This is a genomic window from Shewanella sp. SM23, from assembly GCF_025654295.1.
Lineage (GTDB): Bacteria > Pseudomonadota > Gammaproteobacteria > Enterobacterales > Shewanellaceae > Shewanella > Shewanella oncorhynchi.
This window is the reverse complement of sequence record NZ_JAKKRM010000006.1, coordinates 106,491-131,231: the sequence shown is the minus strand read 5'-3', so window position 1 is coordinate 131,231 and position 24,741 is coordinate 106,491. Positions and strand designations below refer to the sequence as shown.

The 24,741-nt window shown below is 45.2% G+C and carries 20 protein-coding genes and 1 other RNA gene; 13 read left to right on the top strand and 8 right to left on the bottom strand.

All coding sequences use genetic code 11. From position 1 onward, the window contains the following. Both L5L98_RS10035 and L5L98_RS10030 read right to left on the bottom strand, forming a co-directional pair. Nucleotides 1–651, bottom strand: coding sequence for a response regulator transcription factor (locus tag L5L98_RS10035; protein WP_263140430.1), 651 nt, complete (start codon nucleotides 649–651; stop codon nucleotides 1–3). 29 nt (nucleotides 652–680) lie between these two features. Next, nucleotides 681–1,874, bottom strand: a complete 1,194-nt coding sequence (locus tag L5L98_RS10030) for a sensor histidine kinase (protein ID WP_263140429.1) — start codon at nucleotides 1,872–1,874, stop codon at nucleotides 681–683. A gap of 183 nt (nucleotides 1,875–2,057) precedes the next feature. Between L5L98_RS10030 and L5L98_RS10025 the strand changes: the two genes are divergently transcribed. Together L5L98_RS10025 and L5L98_RS10020 are read left to right on the top strand one after the other, a co-directional pair. Next, nucleotides 2,058–2,564: a DUF2141 domain-containing protein gene (locus tag L5L98_RS10025; RefSeq protein WP_263140428.1), complete on the top strand. Its 507-nt coding sequence runs from the start codon at nucleotides 2,058–2,060 to the stop codon at nucleotides 2,562–2,564. An 18-nt stretch (nucleotides 2,565–2,582) separates the two neighbouring features. Then, on the top strand, nucleotides 2,583–4,235 hold the full coding sequence (locus L5L98_RS10020) for a carotenoid oxygenase family protein (protein WP_263140425.1): 1,653 nt from the start codon (nucleotides 2,583–2,585) through the stop codon (nucleotides 4,233–4,235). Nucleotides 4,236–4,300: 65 nt separating this feature from the next. Here L5L98_RS10020 and L5L98_RS10015 read toward each other — a convergent pair whose 3' ends face one another. Beyond that, a complete protein-coding gene (locus L5L98_RS10015; protein WP_028760779.1) occupies nucleotides 4,301–5,023 on the bottom strand; it encodes a YebC/PmpR family DNA-binding transcriptional regulator in 723 nt (240 codons plus the stop codon). A gap of 435 nt (nucleotides 5,024–5,458) precedes the next feature. Between L5L98_RS10015 and L5L98_RS10010 the strand changes: the two genes are divergently transcribed. Continuing rightward, on the top strand, nucleotides 5,459–7,027 hold the full coding sequence (locus L5L98_RS10010; protein WP_263140424.1) for a methyl-accepting chemotaxis protein: 1,569 nt from the start codon (nucleotides 5,459–5,461) through the stop codon (nucleotides 7,025–7,027). A gap of 332 nt (nucleotides 7,028–7,359) precedes the next feature. Next, nucleotides 7,360–7,584: a TIGR02922 family protein gene (locus L5L98_RS10005; protein ID WP_028760777.1), complete on the top strand. Its 225-nt coding sequence runs from the start codon at nucleotides 7,360–7,362 to the stop codon at nucleotides 7,582–7,584. 176 nt (nucleotides 7,585–7,760) lie between these two features. Here L5L98_RS10005 and L5L98_RS10000 read toward each other — a convergent pair whose 3' ends face one another. Then, on the bottom strand, nucleotides 7,761–8,342 hold the full coding sequence (locus L5L98_RS10000) for a TetR/AcrR family transcriptional regulator (protein ID WP_263140422.1): 582 nt from the start codon (nucleotides 8,340–8,342) through the stop codon (nucleotides 7,761–7,763). 133 nt (nucleotides 8,343–8,475) lie between these two features. Between L5L98_RS10000 and L5L98_RS09995 the strand changes: the two genes are divergently transcribed. Then, nucleotides 8,476–9,543, top strand: coding sequence for an alkene reductase (locus L5L98_RS09995; RefSeq protein ID WP_263140421.1), 1,068 nt, complete (start codon nucleotides 8,476–8,478; stop codon nucleotides 9,541–9,543). A gap of 72 nt (nucleotides 9,544–9,615) precedes the next feature. Here the strand turns inward: L5L98_RS09995 and L5L98_RS09990 are convergent, their stop codons facing one another. Beyond that, complete coding sequence (locus L5L98_RS09990; protein ID WP_263140419.1) at nucleotides 9,616–12,033, bottom strand: Lon protease family protein; 2,418 nt, start codon at nucleotides 12,031–12,033, stop codon at nucleotides 9,616–9,618. A 519-nt stretch (nucleotides 12,034–12,552) separates the two neighbouring features. Here L5L98_RS09990 and L5L98_RS09985 point away from each other — a divergent pair. Continuing rightward, complete coding sequence (locus tag L5L98_RS09985) at nucleotides 12,553–15,273, top strand: putative bifunctional diguanylate cyclase/phosphodiesterase (RefSeq protein WP_263140418.1); 2,721 nt, start codon at nucleotides 12,553–12,555, stop codon at nucleotides 15,271–15,273. A 99-nt stretch (nucleotides 15,274–15,372) separates the two neighbouring features. Further along, a complete protein-coding gene (locus L5L98_RS09980; RefSeq protein WP_263140416.1) occupies nucleotides 15,373–16,611 on the top strand; it encodes a DEAD/DEAH box helicase in 1,239 nt (412 codons plus the stop codon). 173 nt (nucleotides 16,612–16,784) lie between these two features. Here the strand turns inward: L5L98_RS09980 and ssrA are convergent. Together ssrA and smpB are read right to left on the bottom strand one after the other, a co-directional pair. Further along, nucleotides 16,785–17,140: a transfer-messenger RNA gene (ssrA, locus tag L5L98_RS09975) on the bottom strand. Between the two features lie 71 nt (nucleotides 17,141–17,211). Further along, nucleotides 17,212–17,703 (bottom strand): SsrA-binding protein SmpB, encoded by a 492-nt coding sequence (smpB, locus tag L5L98_RS09970; protein ID WP_006080832.1) that lies wholly within the window; start codon nucleotides 17,701–17,703, stop codon nucleotides 17,212–17,214. Nucleotides 17,704–17,981: 278 nt separating this feature from the next. On the opposite strand from smpB, the gene L5L98_RS09965 reads away from it, so the two are divergent. Together L5L98_RS09965 and L5L98_RS09960 are read left to right on the top strand one after the other, a co-directional pair. Beyond that, a complete protein-coding gene (locus tag L5L98_RS09965) occupies nucleotides 17,982–18,419 on the top strand; it encodes a type II toxin-antitoxin system RatA family toxin (protein ID WP_028760728.1) in 438 nt (145 codons plus the stop codon). Continuing rightward, nucleotides 18,409–18,741: an RnfH family protein gene (locus tag L5L98_RS09960; protein ID WP_106651167.1), complete on the top strand. Its 333-nt coding sequence runs from the start codon at nucleotides 18,409–18,411 to the stop codon at nucleotides 18,739–18,741. Before L5L98_RS09965 ends, L5L98_RS09960 begins: the two co-directional genes overlap by 11 nt. An 89-nt stretch (nucleotides 18,742–18,830) precedes the next feature. On the opposite strand, the gene L5L98_RS09955 is transcribed toward L5L98_RS09960, so the two are convergent. Then, nucleotides 18,831–19,322, bottom strand: a complete 492-nt coding sequence (locus L5L98_RS09955) for an outer membrane protein assembly factor BamE (protein WP_028760727.1) — start codon at nucleotides 19,320–19,322, stop codon at nucleotides 18,831–18,833. A gap of 430 nt (nucleotides 19,323–19,752) precedes the next feature. Between L5L98_RS09955 and L5L98_RS09950 the strand changes: the two genes are divergently transcribed. The 4 genes from L5L98_RS09950 to L5L98_RS09935 all read left to right on the top strand — a co-directional run bounded on the left by L5L98_RS09950 (nucleotide 19,753) and on the right by L5L98_RS09935 (nucleotide 24,713). Beyond that, complete coding sequence (locus tag L5L98_RS09950; protein ID WP_028760726.1) at nucleotides 19,753–20,544, top strand: SAM-dependent methyltransferase; 792 nt, start codon at nucleotides 19,753–19,755, stop codon at nucleotides 20,542–20,544. Nucleotides 20,545–20,602: 58 nt separating this feature from the next. Beyond that, nucleotides 20,603–20,815 carry a hypothetical protein gene (locus L5L98_RS09945; RefSeq protein ID WP_219234077.1) on the top strand — a complete coding sequence of 71 codons (213 nt, stop codon included), beginning with the start codon at nucleotides 20,603–20,605 and terminating at the stop codon, nucleotides 20,813–20,815. 63 nt (nucleotides 20,816–20,878) lie between these two features. Further along, on the top strand, nucleotides 20,879–22,612 hold the full coding sequence (locus L5L98_RS09940; protein ID WP_263140581.1) for a GGDEF domain-containing protein: 1,734 nt from the start codon (nucleotides 20,879–20,881) through the stop codon (nucleotides 22,610–22,612). A 331-nt stretch (nucleotides 22,613–22,943) separates the two neighbouring features. After that, complete coding sequence (locus L5L98_RS09935; RefSeq protein ID WP_263140412.1) at nucleotides 22,944–24,713, top strand: monovalent cation:proton antiporter-2 (CPA2) family protein; 1,770 nt, start codon at nucleotides 22,944–22,946, stop codon at nucleotides 24,711–24,713. Nucleotides 24,714–24,741: the final 28 nt, after the last annotated feature.

Below are 24,741 nucleotides of genomic sequence, written 5' to 3'. Positions count from 1 at the left end.
TTAAATCAATGCCAGTTGTAATCCCTTGAGCACAGCTTGGGTACGGTCTCGGCAATCGAGTTTAGTGAGTATGTTAGAGACATGATTCTTCACTGTGCCCTCGGCTAAAAATACCGCATTGGCGATTTCCTTGTTGGAGAAGCCGCCCGCCATAAAACTGAGAATTTCCCGCTCCCGTTCCGACAATAATTCATTTCTAGTTACCCCAACGCTAGGTGCAGGTTTAGGCTCACTCATCTGTTTGAGCACCGAAGGCTCTATCAAGTAGCCGCCTTTGGCGACGGTTTCGATGGCGTGCAGTAACTTGTCGAGTGACACGTCCTTGAGCAAAAAGCCGTTGGCTCCCGCCTGTAAACTATTGAGGAATAACTCACTGTCGTCGAAGGTGGTTAACATGATGACAGGTAAGCGATTGGCACTTTGCCGTATCTGTTTGAGCATGGCGATACCATCAAGATTTGGCATGCAGATATCACTGAGCAGTACATCGACGGGATTGCTGGCAAGCTTTTTGAGTGCATCTTGGCCGTCTTCGGCCTGCCATAACACGCGAATGTTGTCGGAAATGGCGAGCAGGCTGGCGATACCTTGGCGAACCAATTGTTGATCTTCTACTAAACCGACACTGATAATGTTGTTTTGCGTATCCATAGAGATCCCAAAGCGTTTTTAATAAAAAGTTAAGCGAGTGCAGGGAGTGTGAGGGTGAGTTGGCAACCGGACGCCGAGTCATTTGCCCTTAACTCCAAGGTGCCATTAAAGGGTTGTAGCCTTTCCTGCATGCCGCCGAGCCCAGTACCGAACTGCCTAGTGCCGAACTGTCCTGGACCGTTTAGCTCTGTGCCGCTTTTAGCTGATGCGTTTCGCGCGGCTCCCCGTGTTAGCCCCACGCCGTTGTCGCTTAGTTGCAATACCAGCGCGCTTTGGGAGTCTTGCATGCTCAATTGCAGTTGATTCGCCTTGCCGTGACGAACGGCGTTGCTGATGCCTTCCTGCAGCACTAACAGTAGTGCCTGAGTCAGTTCGGCTGATTGCAGTGGCTTCATCCCTTTGCAGTTAAGAGTCACGTTGGGTAAGCGGGTCATCAGTGCCTCTAAAGGTGGGACTAAATCCAATCCCACTTGCACTCTTTGAGCCCTGACGACGGCGCGAATACTTTCAAGTAGCTCTTTAGCTAAGGATTTACTTTGGTTAACTTGAGGTTTGAGCTCCTCGGGCGCGGTATGGCTTAGTACTTCCAATTGCAGGGAAAGCGCTGTGAGTTGGTGGCCGAGAATGTCGTGCAAATCGCGTGATATCCTTAATCTTTCTTGCTGTTCGCTGGCTTGGCTCAGTAGGGCGCGAGTGGCAATAAGCTGTTGGTTTAGCTGTTCTTGTATCAAACGTGATTTACGTTCAGAAAGCCTTGCTTGGCTACTGCTGTAGGCAAAGAATTGAAAGCCAAGATAAATCAAAATATTGAACACATTGCTTTGTTCATGCAATTGCCATTGCAGCAGCGCGTAATAAACAAGGTTGGCTAGCAGCAGCTGTGAAATGGCTTGGCGACGACTAAAAAACTCAGGCAACAGTGACGCCCAAATGACGAAGAGGATCGGCAGCAATGCATGGTTTGCCGTGAGTAATAAGCTCAGTACGATCAAGGGCATTGCTAGCGTGGTTATGCGGCGAAGTCGAATATTATTATGCGCAACTTTATCGGTAGCTATCAGTATAAATTGCACTACAAACAGCCCATACAGTACGGCATTTAGCATGCCTTGCCATGTATGCAATGCGGCTTGATTTATCCCAACCCAAGCGACTAATGCCCAAGTGAGCACTCCTGCAGCAATCAACATGTTTTCTTCTTTCGCTAATCGATTTTCTAGCACGAATGACGATTCCTTAATCCAATTCTGCCGACCATTCTAAGGTATCTGCGCCAGATGTCACTATGCCAAAAGTCATCTTGTTATCATTTTGTTTCATGACTTTTGGCACCTGTTTTTCGTCCTGCGATTTTTTAAGCTAACTCCATCGCAGTTACTTATGAGCGCAAATAACAGGAGTAAGACATGAAACACGTGAACTCGGCTATGACAACTCAGATTCGCCAAGCAAATATGACCAAAAGGACGTTATCAGCGATTTGGGGCGCAGGCTTAGCTTGCTCGCTCTTGTCGGCTGGAAGTGTGTCGGCAGGAAGCATGTCGGCTGAGAGCCAGACACATACCCTGACTGTGGATATCAATAATATTCAAGTACAAACCGGCGCCTTGATGGTTGAGCTTTATGCTAATGCCGAGGATTACGCTGCAGGTCATAATCCTAGCGCTTCTATGATAAAGCCCGTCACTAAGACAGAGCATAGGCTGGTATTTAGCGATCTCGCCGATGGCCAATACGCGGTAAAGGTCTTTCATGATGAAAACAACAATCACAGTTTAGATACCAATATGTTAGGTGTGCCGAGTGAAGGTTATGGCTTTAGCAATAACGCTGGCAGTTTTGGACCTGCGAGCTTTAAAGACGCCAGCTTTAGTTTGCAGGCCGATGCGCAAATCACTATACACATTCGCTAAGAGGGGGGGGGCTGCACCATGGATAGACGTCAATTTCTAGCAGGCTCAGCCGCCCTCATGACGAGTGCTGTTTGGGCCAGTTCGGTTGATAAATTATTGGCGCTGGATAACGCACAAGCGGTCGCACGTGAGCCATGGGCGATTGGATTTAGTGGTGCTGAAGGCGACTATCAGCCACTGACTATGCAGGTTTCGGGCGAGTGGCCAGCGCAGTTGAGTGGCAATCTATATCGTAATGGGCCAGCGAAAATGTCTCGGGCAGGTAAGGCATATCAGCATTGGTTTGATGGTGATGGCATGGTGCAACAGTTTAGTGTGAGCAATGGGCAAATTCAGCATCAGGCTAAGTTTATCCAAACAAAGAAGTTTAAAGTCGAAGAGGCCGCTGGCGCGTTTAAGTACACGACCGCAGGCACAGTGATCCCCAATGCTTTACCTATTCGAAATAACGATGATTTGAATGTGGCTAATACTAGTTTATTGCCGCGCCACGGCGAGTTGCTTGCCTTGTGGGAGGCGGGTTCACCCTATCGACTTGATGCCCAGACCTTAACCACGCTTGGCGTGAAAAGCTTTGGTGACAAATTTAAGGGCTTGCCCTTTTCTGCTCACCCGCTCGATGACGGACAAGGTGGACTATGGAATTTTGGCGTCTGGTATGTCGGTGGTGAGAAGCAATTACTTGTGTATCAAGTGGCACCCGATGACAGCGTTGCCAGAATGGAAGTGATTGAATTACCTCAAGCTAGCTATTTACATGCCTTCGCGCAGAGTGAGAATAAGCTGGTGTTTTACATTTCATCCTGCGTGTATGAAGAGGGCGAAACCTATATTGATGCCTTTAAATGGCGCCCCGAATTGCCATCGCAATTACTGGTTATCGACAAAGCCGACTTTAAAACGCGGCAGTTACACCAACTGCCTGCAGGATTTGTGTTTCACTTTGGTCAAGCCATTGAGAGGAATGACGAACTTTCTGTGCAGCTTTGTCTCTATCCCAATTCAGCGATTTTAACCCAAGGGATGAAGGGGTTACTGACGGGGGAGCGTAAAACTAAGACACCTCATGCAGAGTTAGTGACTATCACTGTACCGCTCACAGTAGCACTTACAGCAGCTAGCAAAGCGCAGTTTGCGGAGACCTTGTCTTCCTCTGCACGTATTAACCGCAGCGGCGTGATGATGGAGTTTCCCCAGTTTTCGCAGCACATTATGGGTAAAAAACAAACTAGCGGTGAAAAAGCGTTTGCAGAGAAAACAGGCGGGGCTTCGGCGTTTGTCCCGTTATTTGGCGTTGGAGCAAGATCAGATTCTGCTGCTAATTCTAACTTTAAATATGAAGCAGAATCTGACTCTGAATCAGGGCTAAGTAACACTCTGTATTGTATTCATAATGCAAAAGACAGCAGCAAGCACAGTGTGGATACACTTGGTGGCGCGAGCTATAGCGCGTTTTATCTTGGCAAAGGCAAAATTGCTGAAGAGCCGCTCTATATCTCCGCCACTGAGCAGCACGAAGCCTATTTACTGATGACTTGGCTCGATTACCATAATGCACAGTCTGGTTTGTCTTTGTTTCGTGCCAGTGATATCAGTGCGGGCCCCATCGCTTCGGCTCAAATGAACAGAGTATTGCCACTAGGATTTCATGGTTGCTTTATTGAAGCTTAATATTTTGATCTATAAATAAAAAACGCAGCTCTTAGCTGCGCTTTTGTTTCAGGCGAAAGAAACGTTTAGTCATCAATTTCCGCATTGTGATAGACGTTTTGTACGTCGTCACAATCTTCAAGTGCGGCAATAAACTTTTCAAACATAACGACATCTTCACCTTCAACTTTAGTCATGTCCTGCGGTACGAAGGTGATATTGTCAAATTCAAAGTTAACCTCTGGCATCGCTTCGGTCAGCGCAGTTTTGACTTTAAAGTATTCAGTGTGCGGCGCGTAAACTGTGATTAAGCCATCTTCAAGCTCAACATCGCTTACATCAACGTCAGCCATCATCAGCAGTTCTAAAATCGCATCTTCGTCATCACCCGCAAACACGAACACGGCTTGATGATCAAACATGTGGCCAACTGTACCTGGGCCGCCGAGTTTGGCATCGTTTTTCACGAAGGCTTGACGCACTTCGGTGAAGGTACGTTTTACGTTATCGGTTAAGCAGTCAACAATGACCATGCAGTTGCCAGGACCAAAACCTTCGTAACGGGCGGTATCGTAATCTTCACCACCGCCGCCTTTGGCTTTTTCAATTGCGCGTTCAATAACATGCGCAGGCACTTGGTCTTTCTTAGCGCGTTCAATTAAGCGACGCAGTGATAAGTTTCCATCGGGCTCAACGCCGCCTTGCTTAGCGACAACGTAAATCTCTTTACCGTAGCGTGAATAAATGCGGGTTTTTTGACCGGCTGTTTTCGCCATGGATTCTTTCTTGTTTTGATATGCTCTGCCCATCTTGATCTCGTTAGCTCAAAAAAATTGCGCCGATATTAGCAGTTTTCTTGGCATAAGTGCAGTCGTCCCTATGTGATTTATTACCTAGAAGGCGACGGGGCACGCATTTCAGGGCAAAGTTGGTTTTATCAAGGAAGATCCGCTTTTAGATAGGCTAGGACTATATCGCGATAGATTAATACTAATGTCTAATGCCATACGCTCGTGAGACTGTTGATGATAGCTAACTTCTACTTTGTTTATCTAGCGAGATAAATTATCTAGCTTATTCAGAGAAATAGACTAAAACTATAAATCTTGAGCGCTATCATAGTTAGCCCTCCCTCGTCAGTTGTAAGCAATAGCCGCTGTAATTGATAGCAGCTGAACTAAGGCTAATGATTCGACTCTTAGCATTTCCCTTTCATTTTTACCTTGCGCAGTTACGGGAAGTATATGGAAATACAGCACAAAATTTTAATTTTCATCAGTTTCACGCTGGTCACTCTGGGGAGTTTATTACTTGAGGGACTGCATCTTCCGAGTATTGTGCAGGCGTTGATCTTGGGCGTTCTTGCCTGTGGCTTAGTGGTGTGGGTGTGTTTGCGCGCATCTAAGGCTAAGCTCGACACCGATGAGGCAAACATTAAGGCATTACAAGAGCAAAGTATTCCCGCCCACGACATTAGTGTGCAAACCAGTAAAATGGCTATCGGTTCGGCTGAGGTGTCGCATTTTATTGATTTATTGAATAAATCAATTGAATCAAATGGCGAGCATGCCAGTGCCATTGCGGTTGCTGCGGGGCAATTGAGTCACACTACGGCCCAACTTGGCGATAATGCCGCCGATATTTTAGGCCAAGCTCAAGAGGCTGAGCGCGTTAGCGTGCAGGGACGAAGTCAAGCTCAGAAAGGTGTTGCAGCCATTCGTTCACTGAGTACGGATATTGATACCGCCGCTGAGCAAGTGCAGGCGCTTAAATCAAGAGCCGAAGAAATCCAAAAAATTACCGAGGTGATTAACTCTGTTGCCGAGCAAACGAATCTGTTGGCCTTAAATGCGGCTATCGAAGCGGCTCGTGCGGGAGAGCAGGGTCGAGGTTTTGCGGTAGTGGCTGACGAAGTACGTAGCCTTGCGGGGAAAACGGCGGGTGCAACCCAAGATATTGGCAAAATGCTATTAGAAATCCGCAGTGAAACGGATAAAACTTCTGGGCTGATGGAGCGAGTCGTGACTCAAACAGCCGATGTGGTCGCCGCCATGGGCGAGTTAGACGCGCACTTCACTGAGATTTCAGCTTCTGTGACCCAATCGGCCCATGCCTTAGGTGATATGGAAGATTCACTCAAACAATATAACAGCACTACTAACGATATTAGCCGCTCGGTGACTCAAATTCGTGACTCGTTAAATTCGACGGGTAAACAGAGTCATAGCGTATCCGAGCAGGCCTTTACTTTATCCTTGACCACTGAGGGTATTTTTAAAGCGCTGTCTAAATGGGATACACAAACCTTCGATCAGCAGGTTCTGCAATTGGCGAATGTTGCCGCTAAAGCGTGCGGTGACAAGTTAGCACAAGGTTTAGCCAGTGGCAGTTTTAGCGAGGCTGATTTGTTTAATCCTAAATACCAACCTATTACCAATACTCAGCCGCAGAAATACAGCACGGCTTTCGATCGTTATACCGATCAGCATTTTCCAACGATTCAAGAGCCCATTCTGGCAAAACACAGCGAAATTATTTATGCGGGAGCCGTTGATAGGAAAGGTTATTTTCCTACCCATAATAAACGCTTTAGCCAAGCGCTGACAGGAAAAGTTGAGGTTGATATGGTGCACAACCGAACCAAACGCTTATTTAATGATCCGACAGGGATCCGTTGCGGCGCCCATACTGAACCTGTGCTATTGCAAACTTATAAACGCGATACGGGCGAAGTGATGCACGACTTGTCGGTGCCCATTTTTGTAAACGGTAAACATTGGGGCGGATTTCGAGTGGGATTTAAAGCTAAGTAGATTACTGATAACTCAAATTTAGGTTATTTACTCTAAAAAATGCATAAAAACGCATCTTTATTTGTGTCTTATATGTGATCGATAGTGGGTAATTGATTAACATAATAGAAATAGATTGGCATCTTTTTGCCGAAGTGCTTAAATAGCCCAAGGTGTACAGTATAAGACAGTATTGTATCCAATAAAAAATCATAAAATTTGAATAAGACCTTAAGCAATTTATTTAAAATGTTTAAAATATCTTTCTGGATATTTTAAAATGTTGAGGACAGGGAGCTCTCTTGCGACGTAAATATAACGCAGTAGATGCTGCTTAATGTGAGTTAAATGTGATGCAAGCAAATCAAGCGACTGTAACTGTTTTATATTATGATGCGCCCGTAGGGTTAATTATGCACAACGCCGTATTAGGTAATTTGCCAGTGAGTGAAGCTGGGCGTGTGATGATACCTGCAAGTTTCCGCAAGGGAAAATCTATCATTGCTGTACTTGAAGGTGAGTGTAAGATATTGAATTCATTAGGCGAGCGAGTGTTTGCTCAAGCTAATATAGGTTAACATTTTAAACTAATCGTCATTCTTGGGACGAATAATTCGCTTTGCTAAATTATCGTCCCGACATCTTCTGCAAAAATTCTATTCAATACATCTATTTCTATTAATGTTAGCGCTTGTTCGCCTAATCATATTCGGTTAGTCATTCAGATATTTACTGTCCCACAAATTAACGCACTTTAATGGCAGACTTCTGCCATTAATTGGTCTGCAAGGTACTGTAAGGTTTCGGCATTAGGATTGGTGTGGGCGAAGGTTCTTAAACCATAAATTCCCATCATTAAATATTGGGCTCTTTGCTCGCAGCTGCGATTGCCTTGGAGGAGTCCTTGTAACGTTGCAGTGGCAAATTGTAGCGTGAGTGCTTGCTGCCAAGATTGTAGATACTGATTGATGATGTCTCGGATCTCAACATCTTGCTCTGCAATTTCATTTAACGCTTTTGTCAGTAAGCAAGCTTGGGCGCTATCGCAACTCAGACATTCAATAACGAGATGATCTAAGTAGGTTTTCAAATTAGTCAGCACATTCTCGCCATTGCCGAATAGATTGTTGAATTGCTCGTTTCTGTCGAGTTGATATTGCTCAATGGCCGCGATTAATAACCCGCGTTTATTGGTGAAGGCACAGTAAATCGACCCCGGATGTAATCCCGTGGCTTGAGTAAGATCTTGCATGCTCGTTTTGGTGTAACCCTTGTGCATGAAGGCGGCCATAGCGCCGCGAAGTACCTGTTCTCGGTCGAACTCTGCATTACGCATCGAATTTCATTCACTTGTATAGAAACGCTTAGGCCAGATTCTACCTAAATTTGAACAAACATTCAAAAATTAACTTGAATGATCGTTCAAATAATAATATCTTGAATGCATATTCAAGAATGGAACTGAGAAAATGACCACACAAACCACGCTAAATTCATTGGTAAATCTGTTCGATACCTACTCACTTAATGACACTATTACCTTAAATAATCGTATTTTAATGGCACCTTTAACCCGTTGTATGGCGGATGCCGATTTAGTGCCGACCGATGATATGGTCGCCTATTATGCACGCCGCGCCGAAGCGGGTTTGATCATCACAGAGGCGACGATTATTCGTCCCGATGCTCAAGGTTATCCAAATACCCCTGGTATTTTTACTCAAGCGCAAATTGCTGGCTGGCGTAAAGTGACCGATGCTGTACATGCCAATGGCGGTAAGATTTTTGTGCAGTTATGGCATACGGGCCGTGTTGCTCATCCACACTTTTTCGGTGGTGGTGATGTGCTTGCGGCATCAGCACAGAAGATTGAAGGCAGTGTGCCAAGAATGCGCGAACTGACTTATGTCACGCCAAAACCTGCCACACTTGAGGATATTCAAGGCCTAGTGCGTGATTACGCCAAAGCGGCGGAAAATGCCATTGAAGCTGGGTTCGATGGCGTAGAAATCCACGGTGCAAATGGTTATTTAATTGATACCTTCTTACACCATGACAGCAATCGCCGCACCGATGAATACGGTGGCACTCCAGCCAATATGTCCCGCTTTGCGCTTGAAGTTGTCGATGCTGTTGTGGCTCGTATCGGCAAAGACAGAACCGGTTTACGGATTTCTCCAGGGGCTTATTTCAATATGGCGGCAGATAGTCGTGACCGCGAAGTATTCGATTACTTCTTGCCAGAGCTGGAATCCCGCGATATCGCTTTTGTGCATATTGGGATTTTCGATGACAGTATGGAATTCGACTATCTAGGCGGCAGAGCTTCAAGCTATGTGCGCGCACACTATGGCAAAACCTTAGTGGGAGTTGGAAGCTACAGCGCTGAAACCGCCAGTGAAGCGATTGCGGCGAATAAGTTTGATTTGATTGCTATTGGTCGCCCATTCATTGCCAATCCTGACTATGTTGCTCGCGTTCGTGATGGCGTTGAACTGGTTCCTTACAGCGAAGAAATGCTAGCAAGCTTAGTGTAATTTCGCTTAATAGCTTTATAAAGAAAGGGTTAGCATGTGCTAACCCTTTTCGTTTGTCTCTCTCGTTTTTATTTAATCCGCTTTAACTAAGGATCTGAGTGCGGTGAGTTTTTGCTGAGCGATGCCGAAAATGCTCTCGGGAGAATATTGCCCTTGGCTAGGTGCGGCCGTTTGCGGCAAACTTCCTGCGGTTTTACCGAGCAGTAATTCCATTGCTTGAGTCACATGGGTAATAGCCCAAATATGGAATTCCCCCTGTGCCACTGCATCGACAATGTCTTTGCGCAGCATAAGGTTGGCCATGTTCGAGGCCGGAATAATCACCCCTTGCTCCGGTGTACGGCCTTTTATTTTACAAACATCGAAGAAGCCTTCAATTTTTTCATTCACGCCGCCAATGGGTTGAGCCTCACCAAATTGGTTCATCGAACCTGTGATGGCAATATCTTGCCTTAGTGCTTGCTCGCTAATGGCCGAGATAATTGCGCAACATTCGGCCATTGAGGCGCTGTCACCGTCCACACCGCTGTATGATTGTTCGAAGGTGAGGTAAGTGGTGAGCGGGATTTGCGCCGTCTTACCTAAAACTGAGGCTAAATAAGCGGTTAAGATCAACACGCCCTTAGAATGGATCCGGCCTCCAAGTTTGACTCTGTGCTCGATATCCATCACTTCACCCTTACCAAACGCTGTGGTTGCTGTGATGCGATTGGGCATACCAAACTGATGATCTGAGGTCGAGATTACGGATAAGGCATTGATTTGCCCAACCACTTTGCCCTGAGTGCTAATCAAGGTCGTGCCGTTGGTAAAGCTTTGCATTATGTTGTCGTGCAGACGCGAGACTCTTTGCTCTTGATTTCGCAGTGCTTGCTCAACGTGCGGCACTAAAATTTGCTGACTGCCTGCCGATTTAGCGCAGTAGTTTGATTCCCGCAGTAGGTTGGCAATATTGGCTGAGTGTAGCGACAGTTTTTGTTGATCTTCGGCTTCCCGCGAGCTGTATTCGATGATGCGTGCTATAGCCGCACGGTCGCAATGTAGCATGTTGTTGTCGTGAACTATGCTCGAAATAAAGCGGGCATAGTGCGCCTCAGAAGTTGAGGTTCTGTCCATCACATCTTCAAAATCGGCGGTAACGCGGAATAACTCACTGAAGTCAGGATCATAGTGCTGTAACAGCTGATAAGTTTCGTGATCGCCAAACAGAATAATTTTCACATCTAAGGGGATAGGCTCAGGCGCCAATGAAATCGTGCCCGACAGTGACACTTCACGCTCGAGCGAACTTAAATCGAGTTTGCGTGAACGCAGGGCGCGTTTTAACCCGTCCCACACGTAAGGGCGTTCTAACACTTTTACCGCATCCATCAATAACACGCCGCCGTTAGCTTTGTGCAGACTGCCAGAGCGGATAAGTGAGAAGTCGGTGAACACTGTCCCCCTGAATGTGGCGTTTTCCACATAGCCAAATAGGCTGTGATAACTTGGGCTTTCTTCTACGACAATAGGGAATTTTTGAGTCCCTTGAGCGACCAAAACGTTAACTTGGTAGCGGCGGGGCATTTTCTTTTCAAGGGAAGCGTAGGCTAGGCCCAGTTGTTCTTCACTTTCTTCTAAAAAGATATCTAAATTGTCTAAGATATCCGCCTGCATACCGGTTAGGAAAGTCCGCGCTTCGGGCTGGTGCTTGAACTTATCTTTGAGTGGCTTAATAAAATGAATTAACACTTCTTTGGCGACTTGTTCGTCATGCTCTTGCTGCTTGTCGCTGAATTCTTCTTCCCATTCAGTGATTTGGCGAATAATACCCCGTAGTTTAACCTCTAGGCCATTGATATTACTTTCAAATTGACTACGTTCAGTCTCTGTCAATGCTTCGAATGAAGCTTCGTCATGGGGTTCTTCACCATTGAGCGCTACCATTTGATAGTCGCCCTGCATGGTTAAACTGAGGCTGATGCCTTTCTGTTTCGCTTCTTCGGTTAATTCAGTGAGTGCGACTTCTTGCTTCTGTGATAATTGGCTTTTGAGCTTTTCGGTGCGGGCATAATACATTTCATTATCAAAGGCTAAAGGCATAGCTTTGACAAGTTTAAGCATCAACTTTTCGACGGCTTTTTTAAATTCAAGCCCAGTCCCTGCGCTCAGTTTCAGTACTTTAGGGCAACGGGTATCATCGAAATTAACCACATAGCACCAATCGTGCAGGGAATGGTCGTTTGGCTCGTGACGGCTTAGGTAACGCAGCATCATGGTCCGTTTGCCGAGGCCGTTCTGACCTATGGCGTAGATGTTGTAACCCTTTTCTTTAATTCCCATTGCAAATTCTACCGCTTGCTGGGCGCGTTCTTGGCCGACAATGTCATTGAGAGGTGTGAGTTCTGCTGTCGATTGGCAATCTGTGCTTAATTGGTCGAGTTCGCAAATGCGATATAATTGTTTACTGTTGAGCAGGGTAGCTTGGCTTGATACGACGTCAGTGGGCATAAATATCCTTGGTTTTTCAGCCTTATTATTTCCATTGTAGACAATAAGATAGCATTTTTGTCAATCAAAACTCTGTTATTGCTGATATATGTCTTTAGGGATGGTTTTCTCTCGCTAAGAAAGTGCTGAATTATCGGGGGAAGACTTAATTGATTAAGTCTAACTAATTGTTACTCAATAAACTTATCGCGATACTGACACTAAAATTTTGTGCTAAAGTAGCAAATGCAATGTTAGTTGGATTTACCCGTGCAAGCAGTCTGCTGAGTGTGAGTAAGTTAGTGTGAATTTTGATGGTTTGACCTCTACCACCCTAAAAGGTGGATATGATGGAGTAAGTTTTAGATCCAACCTTAGTGCCAATTGAGATGTATTGATTTGATGTTAAACGTAAAATTTTATGAGATTTTACTGCTTGGTTAACGTTTTCCCTCTGTAGCAATATTGGGCATGTGTTTAAGGTCTTACGGTATTCTCGCCGTAGGCCGATTGAGCAGTAACGAGATCTGAGTTGGCAAGATGATGATAGATGTACCTATTACGCAGCAACAGCTGGATAACTGGTTGAGTGACTTAAATTTAGTCGCTGAGATATCAAGCAGTAAAGCAATGTTATTAGCATGGAATGCTGCGGGTGAACTTAGCAGCATGTTAAGTTCAGACTCTGCGGCTGAAAGTGAAATACAGGCAATACTCAGCCACCTAAGTGGCAATCATTTGGCTAACACCCAGCCTGTTATAAGCCAGTCCGTTGCGATGCCGTCAATGGTCACACCATCTGAAATCGTTCCTAATCCCTTTGATATTATTGATAAACCTACTACTCCCCCGATAAGCAATGCTAAGTTGTCCAGCTTGAGTGAGCCGATTTCAGCATTGCCCCGATTAGGCAGTCATCAAATCACGGCTGCATTATCTGTATCACAGCTAACTGAGCAGGTACGTGAGCCTCTGTTAATTATGGATACTCGGCAGCACTCAGATTGGCACACTTGTAGCGCAATCGGCAGCGTGATTTGTTTGTCTCTCGCTTGGCCATCTGGGGCACATTTTGGCTTTTTATGCTTCTATCACAACGAGGCTCACGGCGTAGATTCAAAAACGCTACAATTTGCCAAGCTTATCAGCGATAGCATTCAACACCAGTTAGGCGAGATATTGAGCCAACATAATGCGGCTGAAACATTAAGCCGAGGTTCACCGAGTCGTGTCGATACGGTCGATTTACAAACTTTTATCGATAGTTTTGACGAACATATTTGGATGAAAAATGCCGCTGGCATTTACACTCTTTGCAATCGTAGTGTTGAGAATGCGTGGGAAATGCCCCGCAGTGAGATTGTTGGTAAATCCGATGTTGAACTCTTTGGTGCTGATATTGCAGAGATTTTTCTAGAGGGTGATAGGCTCGCTATCGAGTCAGGTACGCCTATCATTGTCGCTGAGTGTTTAGATGGCAGTGAAGCTAAAAATCATCTTTGGCTAGAAACGCTAAAACTCCCAACACTCAATGCCCTGGGTGAGCTCGTGGGCGTTATCGGTATGACTCGCAACATCTCCAAGCATAAAGCAGTTGAAGAACAACTGACACTGGCGACCAATGTGTTTAAAAACTCGGTTGAAGGTGTGGTTGTGACCGACCGGCATGGCAATATTACCGACGTTAACGGTGCATTTTTTGAGATCACAGGTTATGTGAGGGAAGAGTTACTCGGCCAGAATCCTCGGATTTTTAGTTCGGGTCGGCATGATAAAGATTTTTTCGATAAACTCTGGAATGCCTTGCTTACTCAAGGTAAATGGAATGGCGAAATTTGGAATCGGCGTAAAAATGGCACGATTTTTCCGCAAAATATCACCATAAGCACTATTTATGATGACGTTGGAGATGTGCGTTATTTTGTCGCTGTATTTGCCGATATTTCAGCCCAGAAAGAGAATGAAGCACAACTCACGCACTTAGCGTATTTTGACCCGCTAACGCATTTGCCCAATCGCATGAAGTTCATGATGCAGCTTAAGCAAGAAGTGCGACAAGCTAAGCGGCTGAATTTGCAATTAGCGACTGTGATGATTGATGTCGATCTGTTCAAGCATATCAACGACAGTTTTGGCCACAGTATAGGCGATGAAATGTTGGTCGAGCTTGCCAAGCGTTTACGCAGCCAAGTAGGCGATCAGGATGTGTTATCACGGATTGGTGGCGATGAGTTTGTGGCATTGATTTCAGGGATCGACAATAGTGCCGATGCCGCAGTTGCCATAAATCAATTGCGCCAAGTGTTTGAGCAACCTTTTATTGTGAGCACGGGCGACCACTTACGTTTAACGGCGAGTATGGGCGTTTCTTTGTATCCGAATGATGGAACCGATGCGGACACTTTACTGCGTAACGCCGATGCGGCCATGTATCGTGCCAAAAATGATGGCCGCAATAATTATGCTTTTTATACAGAGTCCTTAACTCAACAGTCTTTTGAACATCTTAAGCTGCAAAGTGCCCTCTATGGCGCGATTGAGCAAAATGCCTTGTACTTAATGTACCAGCCAAAATTTGATTTAGTGACTCGACAAACCGTGGGATTTGAAGCGCTACTGCGTTGGTACGATCCTCAACTGGGTTTGATTTCGCCCGCGGTATTTATACCTGTGGCAGAAAAAATTGGTCTTATCCATGAGATAGGTTTATGGGTGTTAGAAACCGCTTGCCTTCAGGGAATGCGTTGGCTTAGTGAAGGCAAACATTTTGGCCGTATTGCCGTGAACGTGGCAGGACAACAGTTACAGCGTAGTTCCTTTGTGGATGATGTGAAACGTGTCTTAGCTGAAACGGGTTTGCCCGCCAAGCATTTAGAGCTTGAAGTGACCGAAAGTGTGATGATGCAGAATCCAGATCTTGCTATCCGTGACTTAAAGCGACTTGGCGATCTGGGTATCGAATTATCGGTTGATGATTTTGGTACTGGCTATTCATCGCTCAACTATTTGAAAAAACTGCCTATTCATAAATTGAAAATTGATCAATCTTTTGTGCGGGACATTCCCTTCGATACCAACAATACCGCTATCGCTAAGGCTGTGATTGCGCTTGGACATGCGTTGAAGCTGGAAATTATCGCTGAAGGGGTTGAAACTAAAGAGCAAGCTGATTTTCTGCAACAAAACCAGTGCGATCAAGCCCAAGGTTATCTCTTTAGTCGTCCGCAGCTAGCTGAAGATCTCGACGCATTTCTATCGTAAAACAAGTTTGCATATAACAATAGGACTAGCGCTATGCCGCTAGTCGCTTAGGGTTGTGTCTGCTAAAATTCTAGCCATTATTTTCAGTGGTTAACCGCAATGTCTTTTAGTGCCTTATCCTTAAACTCCACGTTAGTGAATACCTTAGCGGTTCTTGGCTATGAATCGCCAACGCCAATCCAGTTAGAAGCGATCCCTGCCATCTTAGCTAAACGGGATGTGATGGCTGGCGCCCAAACGGGTACAGGCAAAACCGCTGCGTTCGCCTTGCCTATCTTGCATCATTTGATGACACTCAGCCCTTCGCAAGAGTTAACGGCTGTGAGACCCGTACGTGGATTAGTCTTAGTGCCGACACGTGAACTGGCGGTGCAGGTACAGCAGAGTTTTGTTAAGTACGCTAAAGGGACTGATATTCGTATCGGTATCGCCTACGGCGGCGTGAGTATCGATGCGCAGGTCGCTGTGTTTAATGCAGGGATTGATGTGTTAATCGCAACTCCGGGTCGCTTACTTGATCACCTTAGACAAGGTGCATTAAATCTTAAGCAATTGAGTGTGCTTGTTTTCGATGAAGCTGACCGTATGCTCGACATGGGGTTTATGGATGAGATCCAAGCCGTGCTCAAGCAAGTACCGAGTGATAGGCAAACCCTGTTATTTTCTGCCACCTTAGATGCCGCTATCTTCAGCTTAAGTAAAACTTTACTGCGCGATCCTAAGTTGATTGAAGTTGCCAAGCGCAATACGACCGCTGCTGAAATTGAACAAGTGGTTTATGCCGTCGACGCCGACCGTAAAACCGAACTCGTCAGCCATCTGGTGCGCAGTAAAAACTGGCATCAAGTGCTGATTTTTAGCCGCACCAAGCAAGGTGTCGATAAACTGGTTCAGCAACTCAATAAAGCCGATATTATCACTCAGGCGTTTCACGGTGACTTGTCCCAAGGCGCGCGCGAGAAAGTTTTGCAGGAATTTAAACAAGGTAAGATCCAAGTGCTAGTGGCAACGGATGTCGCCGCCAGAGGCCTAGATATCGTCGAGCTTAAATATGTGATCAACTTTGAGCTACCCTTTATCGCCGAAGATTATATTCATCGTATTGGTCGCACAGGTCGAGCGGGTAGTGCAGGGCTTGCCATCACCCTCTTTAGTCAAGAGGACGCCCTATTATTGGAAGAAGTTGAAGTTGTGCTCGACAAGCGTCTACCACAACAATGGTTACTTGGCTTTGAACCCGACTTTAATAAGATGGATACCGAACCTAGACGTAACGGCAAAGCGGCGCAAAAACAACGTGCTAAAAAGCGCGCTTTGGGTGGAAAGGGAAAAAGGTAGTTTTTTAGGTGCGGCATCTGAATGGCTGAATCTAATAGAGATTAGATCAAGTGGCGACATGATTCATTTATCGACGCCAGTTCAGTTCCCGCCGCCGCATTTGAATCGATAACATCGCATGAAAGTTCAAACAAAAAGGGCTTAACCTTGCGGTTAAGCCCTTCTGGTAAAATTGGTGGAGGCGGCGGGACTTGAACCCGCGTCCAGAACACCTACATCCAAGGCACTACATGCTTAGTCTCTCTTTTAATTAACCCGAATAAACTCCGAAAGACAGGATTTCATCGGGCGAGTCCGGTACTATTTCGCGGTTCACCCCCGGACGGAGTTCCCTCGCTATCAAATGTAAGATGACCATCTGTATACACCGCCCATTTGAGAGACCTGTGTCAGATGGCTAGCTAGCCTAAGCTGCTAGAGCGTAGTTATCGTCGTTTGCAACTATAACTGTGCGGCTTTTTACGAGGCCAACCGCCCCTCGGCATGCTCCCAGGGTTTCGTGAATCCTGTCGAATCCAGAATCGCCCCCAAGAATTTGATTGTAACCCGTAGCACTATGATCACCTAGCATCATTTGCTTCAAGTTCAATCGTTTGTTCATTATCCGTGCGTTTTTTCTTTTTTCATCACGCGGGCTTTTTCAACTTCCCATTCACGCGCTTTAGTATCTTCGCGCTTATCGTGATCTTTCTTACCTTTACCTAGGCCAATTTCCACTTTTACCCATGCACCTTTACGCCAGTACATTGAGATAGGAATAATAGAGTAGCCTTGGCGCTCAACTAAGCCCGCTAGTTTATCTAGCTCTTTACGGCTGAGTAGCAGTTTTTTCAAACGTAGGGGATCGCAGACAACGTGTGTCGATGCCGTATTCAAGGGAATAATGGTGCAGCCATGCATAAAGGCTTCGCCATTTTTCAGGAATACGTAACAGTCGGACAAGTTGACCTTACCCATACGGATAGATTTCACTTCCCATCCCATGAGGGATAGGCCGGCTTCCATTTTCTCTTCGAAACGGTATTCGAAGGTTGCGCGCTTATTACGTGCGATAGTCGCAGGCGCGGCTTTGCTTGAATTTTTCTTTACCATAGTGGCGCCATTATACGCACGGTGAATCAATTTGGTATTGATATAAGGGTTTATTTAGTTAATTTCAAGCCTCTATCGTGTTGTTGCTGTTTTTTTGAACGTGATTAGGGTGTTGAGTATCAGCTTAAGTGCACAAGGGGTGCGTTTTTTACGTATCGTGATAAAATCCGTGCAAATTTTGATTGCTGGCCTAAGTTGTTTATTGCACGTGCGTTCTTTTCGTGCGTTTGAGTTTGCTTAGGTCGCTGTGAATACGTTAGTGAAGAGTACTAAGTCCTATGCCGCAAATTTCTCGAAGTGTGTTAGTCCGTTTTAGTGCGATGCAAATGTATGACTTAGTGAATGATGTCGAGTCGTATAAGGAGTTTTTACCCGGTTGTGTGGGTGGCAAAGTCTTAGAATTTGATGGCAAGACTATGCTGGCATCTGTTGATGTGAGTAAAGCGGGGATCCGTAAGACATTTACGACTCGCAACCAAGTGGTTCCTGGTAAGAGTATTGATTTAACATTGGAAAATGGGCCCTTTAAGCATTTATTGGGGCAGTGGCGTTTTACTGAGCTGACTGAAGAGGCCTGCAAGGTAGAATTCGAGCTGAGTTTTGAGTTTTCAAGTTCGTTAGCCGATATGGCCTTTGGTAAAGTGTTTAATGATCTTATGGTATCAATGGTGACGGCATTTACGAGTCGCGCTAAGGTGATTTACAGTGACAAATGAGACAGATAAGTTTGTAGTTGATGTGGTTTATGCCTTGCCTACACAGCAAAAAGTGATTTCGGTGAATGTGAATCCCGGCACGTCAGCGATTGAGGTGGTGCGTTTAAGTAACATAGTGAGTTTTTTTCCTGAGATCGATTTAGAGACGGTTAAGCTCGGTGTGTTTAGTAATGTGGTTAAGCATGACCAAGTGATTTTACCGGGGCAAAGGGTTGAGATTTATCGTCCTTTGATTGCTGATCCTAAGGATGTGCGTCGTCGCCGAGCAGATAAAGCTAAAGATGAAGGCCGCGCGAATAAAGTGACGGGCGGACGGGCTTAAATACTGACATCATTGCTCAATAAAAAAGCGCCCTTGGGCGCTTTTTTGTATTTGATTGACTGAGAAGAGCATAAGCAAAGTTTAGGATATTACTTAATTGGTTTTTGAACTTGCGCTTCAGCTTGATTTTCTTTCACTAATGGCTTTTCATCGGCGCGCTGTGCTGGAATTTGTGGCACTAGCTCAGTTTTATTACCTGTTGGCAAGCTGCTTTGTTCTAGCGGCGTACTAAATTCTTTGCTCAGTTCATAATCGCCTTTCACTGAGGTAAGTTTATCGCCCGTAAAGTGCAGTATGAGTTCTTTATGCGTAATGCTGGCATCACGCCCACTCTTGTAGTGATACACATAGTACCAAGTATCGTCGGCAAAACTATCTCGTAATACCGGACGGCCGAGAATGTATTCGGCTTGTTCTTTGGTCATGTCAATGCGCAACTTTTCAACTTGTTGCGGTTCCATGTAGTTGCCCTGTGGAATGTCAGGCTTATAAATCAACCAATCGAACACGCTACAGGCACTGAGCGAAACAGAGAGCGCCACAGCGCCCAGTAGGGTAAGACTTTGCTTTTTATTGATCATTGTATGCGCTACTTCTGAAAATCTGGCGGCCATAATACCCAAGCATTCCCCCTCATGACAAGGGCAATCGGGCTTTGCAACCGTCATAGATCGAATTGTGTGACTTTTCGACCCAGTATGTTGGCTTTAGTTCTCAATCTTTAAGGATATTTATTCGCTAAAGTCATATGGGGCTATGAGTATGATTTTCGGCTTCTAGAGCCGTACAGGTTTACTGTTGGCTGGATTGGGAAAAGAGTAAATGTGAGCGATTTCTTCTTTAAAGCCAAGCAATTAGTTAGTAAGTCGATAGACAGTATGTGTGGCGATAAACATAGTAATCTCATTAAAATCAGATTAAAGTTACCGATATGTTTTTATTGTGTTCTTGTACTGTGGCTTTTTTGCCGTAAGTTTGCAGTGTTCGAAATAAAATAGTGGGATAGATGCATTGGGTTCTTTAGTTTGCGTAGGTACGGGTTTACAACTGGCCGGACAGATCAGTGTGATGAGTCGTAGTTATATTGAGCACGCTGATGTCGTGTTTTCACTCTTGCCCGATGGTTTTTCGCAGCGTTGGATCCAGAACATTAATCCCAATGTCATCAATTTACAGCCGTTTTATGCACAAAATGGTGAAGTTAAAAATCGCCGAGAAACCTACGAACAAATGGTTAATTCTATATTGGAGGCCGTAAGGGCTGGCAAAAAAACCGTTTGTGCACTCTATGGTCATCCTGGAGTCTTTGCCTGTGTTTCCCATATGGCGATTACGCGGGCGAGGGCAGAAGGGTTTTCAGCGAAGATGGAGCCGGGGATTTCGGCCGAGGCGTGTTTATGGGCTGATCTGGGTATTGACCCCGGCAGCTCTGGGCATCAAAGCTTTGAAGCTAGCCAGTTTATGTTTTTTAATCATGTGCCCGATCCGACAACCCATTTATTGTTATGGCAAATTGCGATTGCTGGTGAACATACCTTAACTCAGTTTCATACTACGAGTGACAGGCTGCAGATTTTGGTTGAACAACTGAATCAATGGTATCCGCGAGATCATCAAGTGGTGATCTACGAAGCTGCTAATCTGCCAGTTCAAGCCCCTAGAATTGAGTATTTGCCGTTGAGTAAGCTGCCCGAGGCAAACTTGTCTCCGATCAGTACCTTACTGATCCCACCAGCAAAAAAACTCGAATACAACTATGCTATTTTAACTAAATTAGGCATTAGACCTGAAGATTTAGGCTAATTGTGAGTGCTGTACTTCTGAGCTGAATTCGGGAGTCATCATATAAATAAGGAAAGGTATGTCTGCATTATCCGATTTTTTTACTCAGTTAGGCCAAGATGCACAACTGATGGAAGCGTATCAACAGGACCCGGAGGCCGTAATGCGTGCCCATGGGTTAACTGATGAAGAAATTAGCGCTGTAATGACAGGGGATATGACAAAACTAAAAGTTTTGAGTGGCGACCAAAATTATCAAACATTTATTTTAGTCAATCATGGTAATAATTAACTAATTTTGAAACGGTTACGTTGTGCCCTATTAGCCATCTTCGCCTTGTGTTCGACAGCTTTGATGGCTAACTCTCTCGATTTTGATCAGGCACTCAATGAGCTTGATGTATTACTGCAATCTGATCTTAGTGCTGCGCAGAAAAAACTTGCCGAATATGAGAAAGAATTCAGTCGTTTAACTACAATACAACAAGGACGACTGAGGATAGATAGAGCGATAGGTTATTTTTTCACTGGTGAATACACTAAAGCGTTAGATGATCTACACCAAGCCGAAACCTTAGTGCCAAATACTGATTTATTGGCGTCAGTTTATAGTTACAAAGCCACGGTATATATAGGTCTGCGTGACTATGACAAAGCCTTGGCTGCAGTCGCTCAAGCATTAGCCCTAGTGGTGAATATTGATGATGTCACGATTAAACGGCACTCATATCTAAGAATTGCCAATATTTATTCCGAAATGGACGCTTATAGTGATATGGGCCTTTATGCCTATAAGGTGTTACAACTCGCAAAGGAAACCGATGTCCGCGATATTTGCCATGCCAAATTGCTGCGCGCTATTTATTTACTCGGCGTGAAAAATCCCGATGCCTTCGATGCCTTCGAAGATAGCCGTCAATACTGTGATGCGAAGCAATTCCCCCTTCTGGCGACTATGTCGATAAAAGGCAAAGCTATGGTTTTGCAGGAGCGGGGCGACTTTTTAGGTGCGAGAGCGATTCTACTATTAGCTTTAAAAGGGTATGAAGCTTTTCAATTTCAGTTAGAAATCAGCCATGTGCATGCACTACTTGCCGAGAATTACTTTGCCATGGATGAGCAGGTTCAAGCGAAAAGTCACGCCGTTAAAGTGCTTTCATTCCCCGATGATAATAGCTACATCGAACATAAGCATATTGCATATAAGGTATTTGCCGAACTGATGGCGGCGGATAAACAATTTGAGCAAGCATATGAATACAAAAGAAAAGAACAATATTATAATCAATTGATTTTTGACCAATCTAGAATGAAAACCCTCGCTTATCAGGCGGCTAAGTTTAATGCTGATGAACAGTCGCGTGAAATCAATTTACTCAATAAAGAGCGTGAACTTTACATCGCTCAGCAAATGGTAAAAGAGCGGGAATACACCAATATGCTGATGTTTATCACTATTCTAGTGGGTGGGCTGTTCTTCCTTGGGATTTTGTTAGCCGTAGGTCAGATGCAGAAACGTAAGTTTATGCGTATGGCGAGAATGGATGCCTTAACAGGCATATTGAATCGTGGTGCAGGGCAAGAGTTGGGAGAAAACCTTTTTGTGCAAGCCACGGCTCGTAGCGGGGATTTCTGTGTCATTTTATTCGATTTAGATTTCTTCAAACGTATCAACGATTCTTTTGGTCATGGAACTGGCGATTGGGCGCTTAAAAAGGTGGTTGACTCCCTTAAATCCCATATCCGAAATGGTGATGTTTTTGCTCGTATCGGCGGTGAGGAGTTTGCAATTTTATTACCCTATGCCGATGAAGCGAAAGGCATGGAAGTGGCGGAGCAATGTCGAGCTCGTATCGAGGCCATTGATACCCAACATTCAGGGCATAAGTTCGTCATAACGGCGAGTTTTGGCGTGAGCGGTTTAATGGCTGATGATCTGAGTTTGGATCCATTATTTCACCGAGCCGACATGGCGCTCTATGCCGCTAAGGCCAATGGCCGCAACACCGTAGTACGCTATTCTGACATATTAAAATGTGACAAGCAGGCAACTGATTTACGGCCTCATATCGCATCGCCCTCTGTGTAATGCAAGTCGAGTGAGCATTTAGTCTCATCCAGAGTTGGCAAGCCCTTACTGGTTTTATCCTTCCTTAGTTTATTGCTCGTTTTTTATTTTGCAGCCACTCACTAAAATGCAATAACAGTCTAAGGTGTCTCTAAGCGCTCTTTTACTCTGCTTTGTTGCTCCAGTTGATTTCCCCCACGCTTAAGTGTTTTTCGTATCAAAAATTTCTCATTTTTAATGAATTGCCTTGACCTTGTTAATAAATAAATGGGATATCATAGCTGATAATTGCCTAGCTATTGCTGGGGCCTTACATAGAACAATGCGCATTCCTTTTTCCGTTGGAGCCTTCATGGAACAGTCGAGTTTACTCACGTCGGTGCTGCTATTTTTATTGGCGGCGGTTATTTTTGTTCCCTTGGGTAAACGTTTTGGCGCGGGCCCTATTCTTTCCTATTTGGCCGCAGGGATTATTTTAGGCCCAGGTGGCATGGCGTTGGTTTCTGATCCTGCAGCCGTGTTGCATTTTGCCGAGTTAGGTGTGGTACTTATGCTGTTTGTACTTGGACTCGAATTGAATCCAAGTAAATTATGGGAACTTCGCAGTGCTATCTTTGGTTTAGGCAGTGGTCAGCTGTTGTTGTCATGGGCTGCGATTGGAGGTTTGGCTTGGGGCTTTGGCTTGTCTATTGAGGCGGCTTTAGTGGTTGGCGCCGCGCTATCTTTATCATCGACAGCCTTTGCCGTGCAGTTAATGAGTGAGCATAGACTGCTCACAACCCCACTTGGACGTGATGCTTTTGGGGTATTGTTAATGCAAGACCTTGCGGTTATCCCTATGTTGCTGCTGACTGCATATTTGGCGCCCAATTCTGCTCAGATTGAACATCATGCGGTGCCTTGGTACTGGACGTGTCTTGCGCTCGTTGGTTTTGTGTTAGTGGGGAAATATTTACTGCCTAAATTCCTTAAACTAGTGGCAAGCAGTGGGGTGCGTGAAGTGCTCACCGCTTTTGCATTATTACTGGTCATGGGTAGCGCTGAGTTAATGGAGTGGTTGGGACTTTCCGCGGGTATGGGGGCATTTTTGGCGGGTATTATGCTCGCTAACTCAAGTTATCGGCACCAGCTCGAAACTGACATAGAACCTTTTAAAGGCTTATTGCTTGGGCTGTTTTTCATGGCTGTCGGTATGAGTATGGATTTGAAATTATTGATATCTGATCCGTTACTTATTCTGGGTATTTTAATGGCTATGTTGCTGATTAAAACCTTTGTGCTTATGGTGTTGGGTCGCATTCGGCACCACAAATGGCGGCCTAGTATTGCACTAGGTTTGATCCTTGCTGAAGGCGGTGAATTTGCCTTTGTGCTTTTATCTCAGGCGCAGCTATCTGGTATTGTCGGCGATAAAATTGCGCAAGTCCTTATGCTTGCTATTGGTTTGTCTATGGCAGTAACGCCTCTATTGTTTACTTTGTTCCGAGCAACTAAAGCCAAAGTGGTGGATACTCGTCTGCCAGATACGATTAATGTCACCGAATCTGAAGTGGTGATTGCTGGATTTGGTCGAGTAGGCCAGATCACGGGGCGTATTTTGGCCTCATCAGGTATCCCTTTTGTCGCCTTGGATAAGGATGCGAGTCATGTGGATGTTATTCGTAAATACGGTGGTGAAGTGTATTTTGGTGATGCCAGACGCTTAGACATGTTGATGTCGGCGGGGATTGCTCGGTCTAGATTACTATTGCTTGCCGTGGACAGTGTTGAGGATTCCATTGAAATTGCTCAGCAAGTGAAAACGCATTTTCCCCATATCAACATAGTCGCGCGGGCGAGGGACCGTAACCATGCTTATCGTTTGATGAGCCTTGGGGTGACGGATGTGTTTCGTGAGACCTTTGGTTCGGCGCTATCGGCCAGTGAGAAGATTCTCCAAGGTCTAGGTTTATCGCAGGTACAAGCCAATGAGCGGGTAAAAATCTTTGCTGAGCATGATAAGAAACTGGTGATTGCGAGTGCGGCCCATCAAAATGATTTAGCGACGTTAATCAATCTATCGAATAAGGGTAAGGCAGAGTTGGAATCCCTCATGCGTGGCGATAGGGAGAATGTGAGTTAATGTTGTCGCTCTGATTTGGATATAAAAA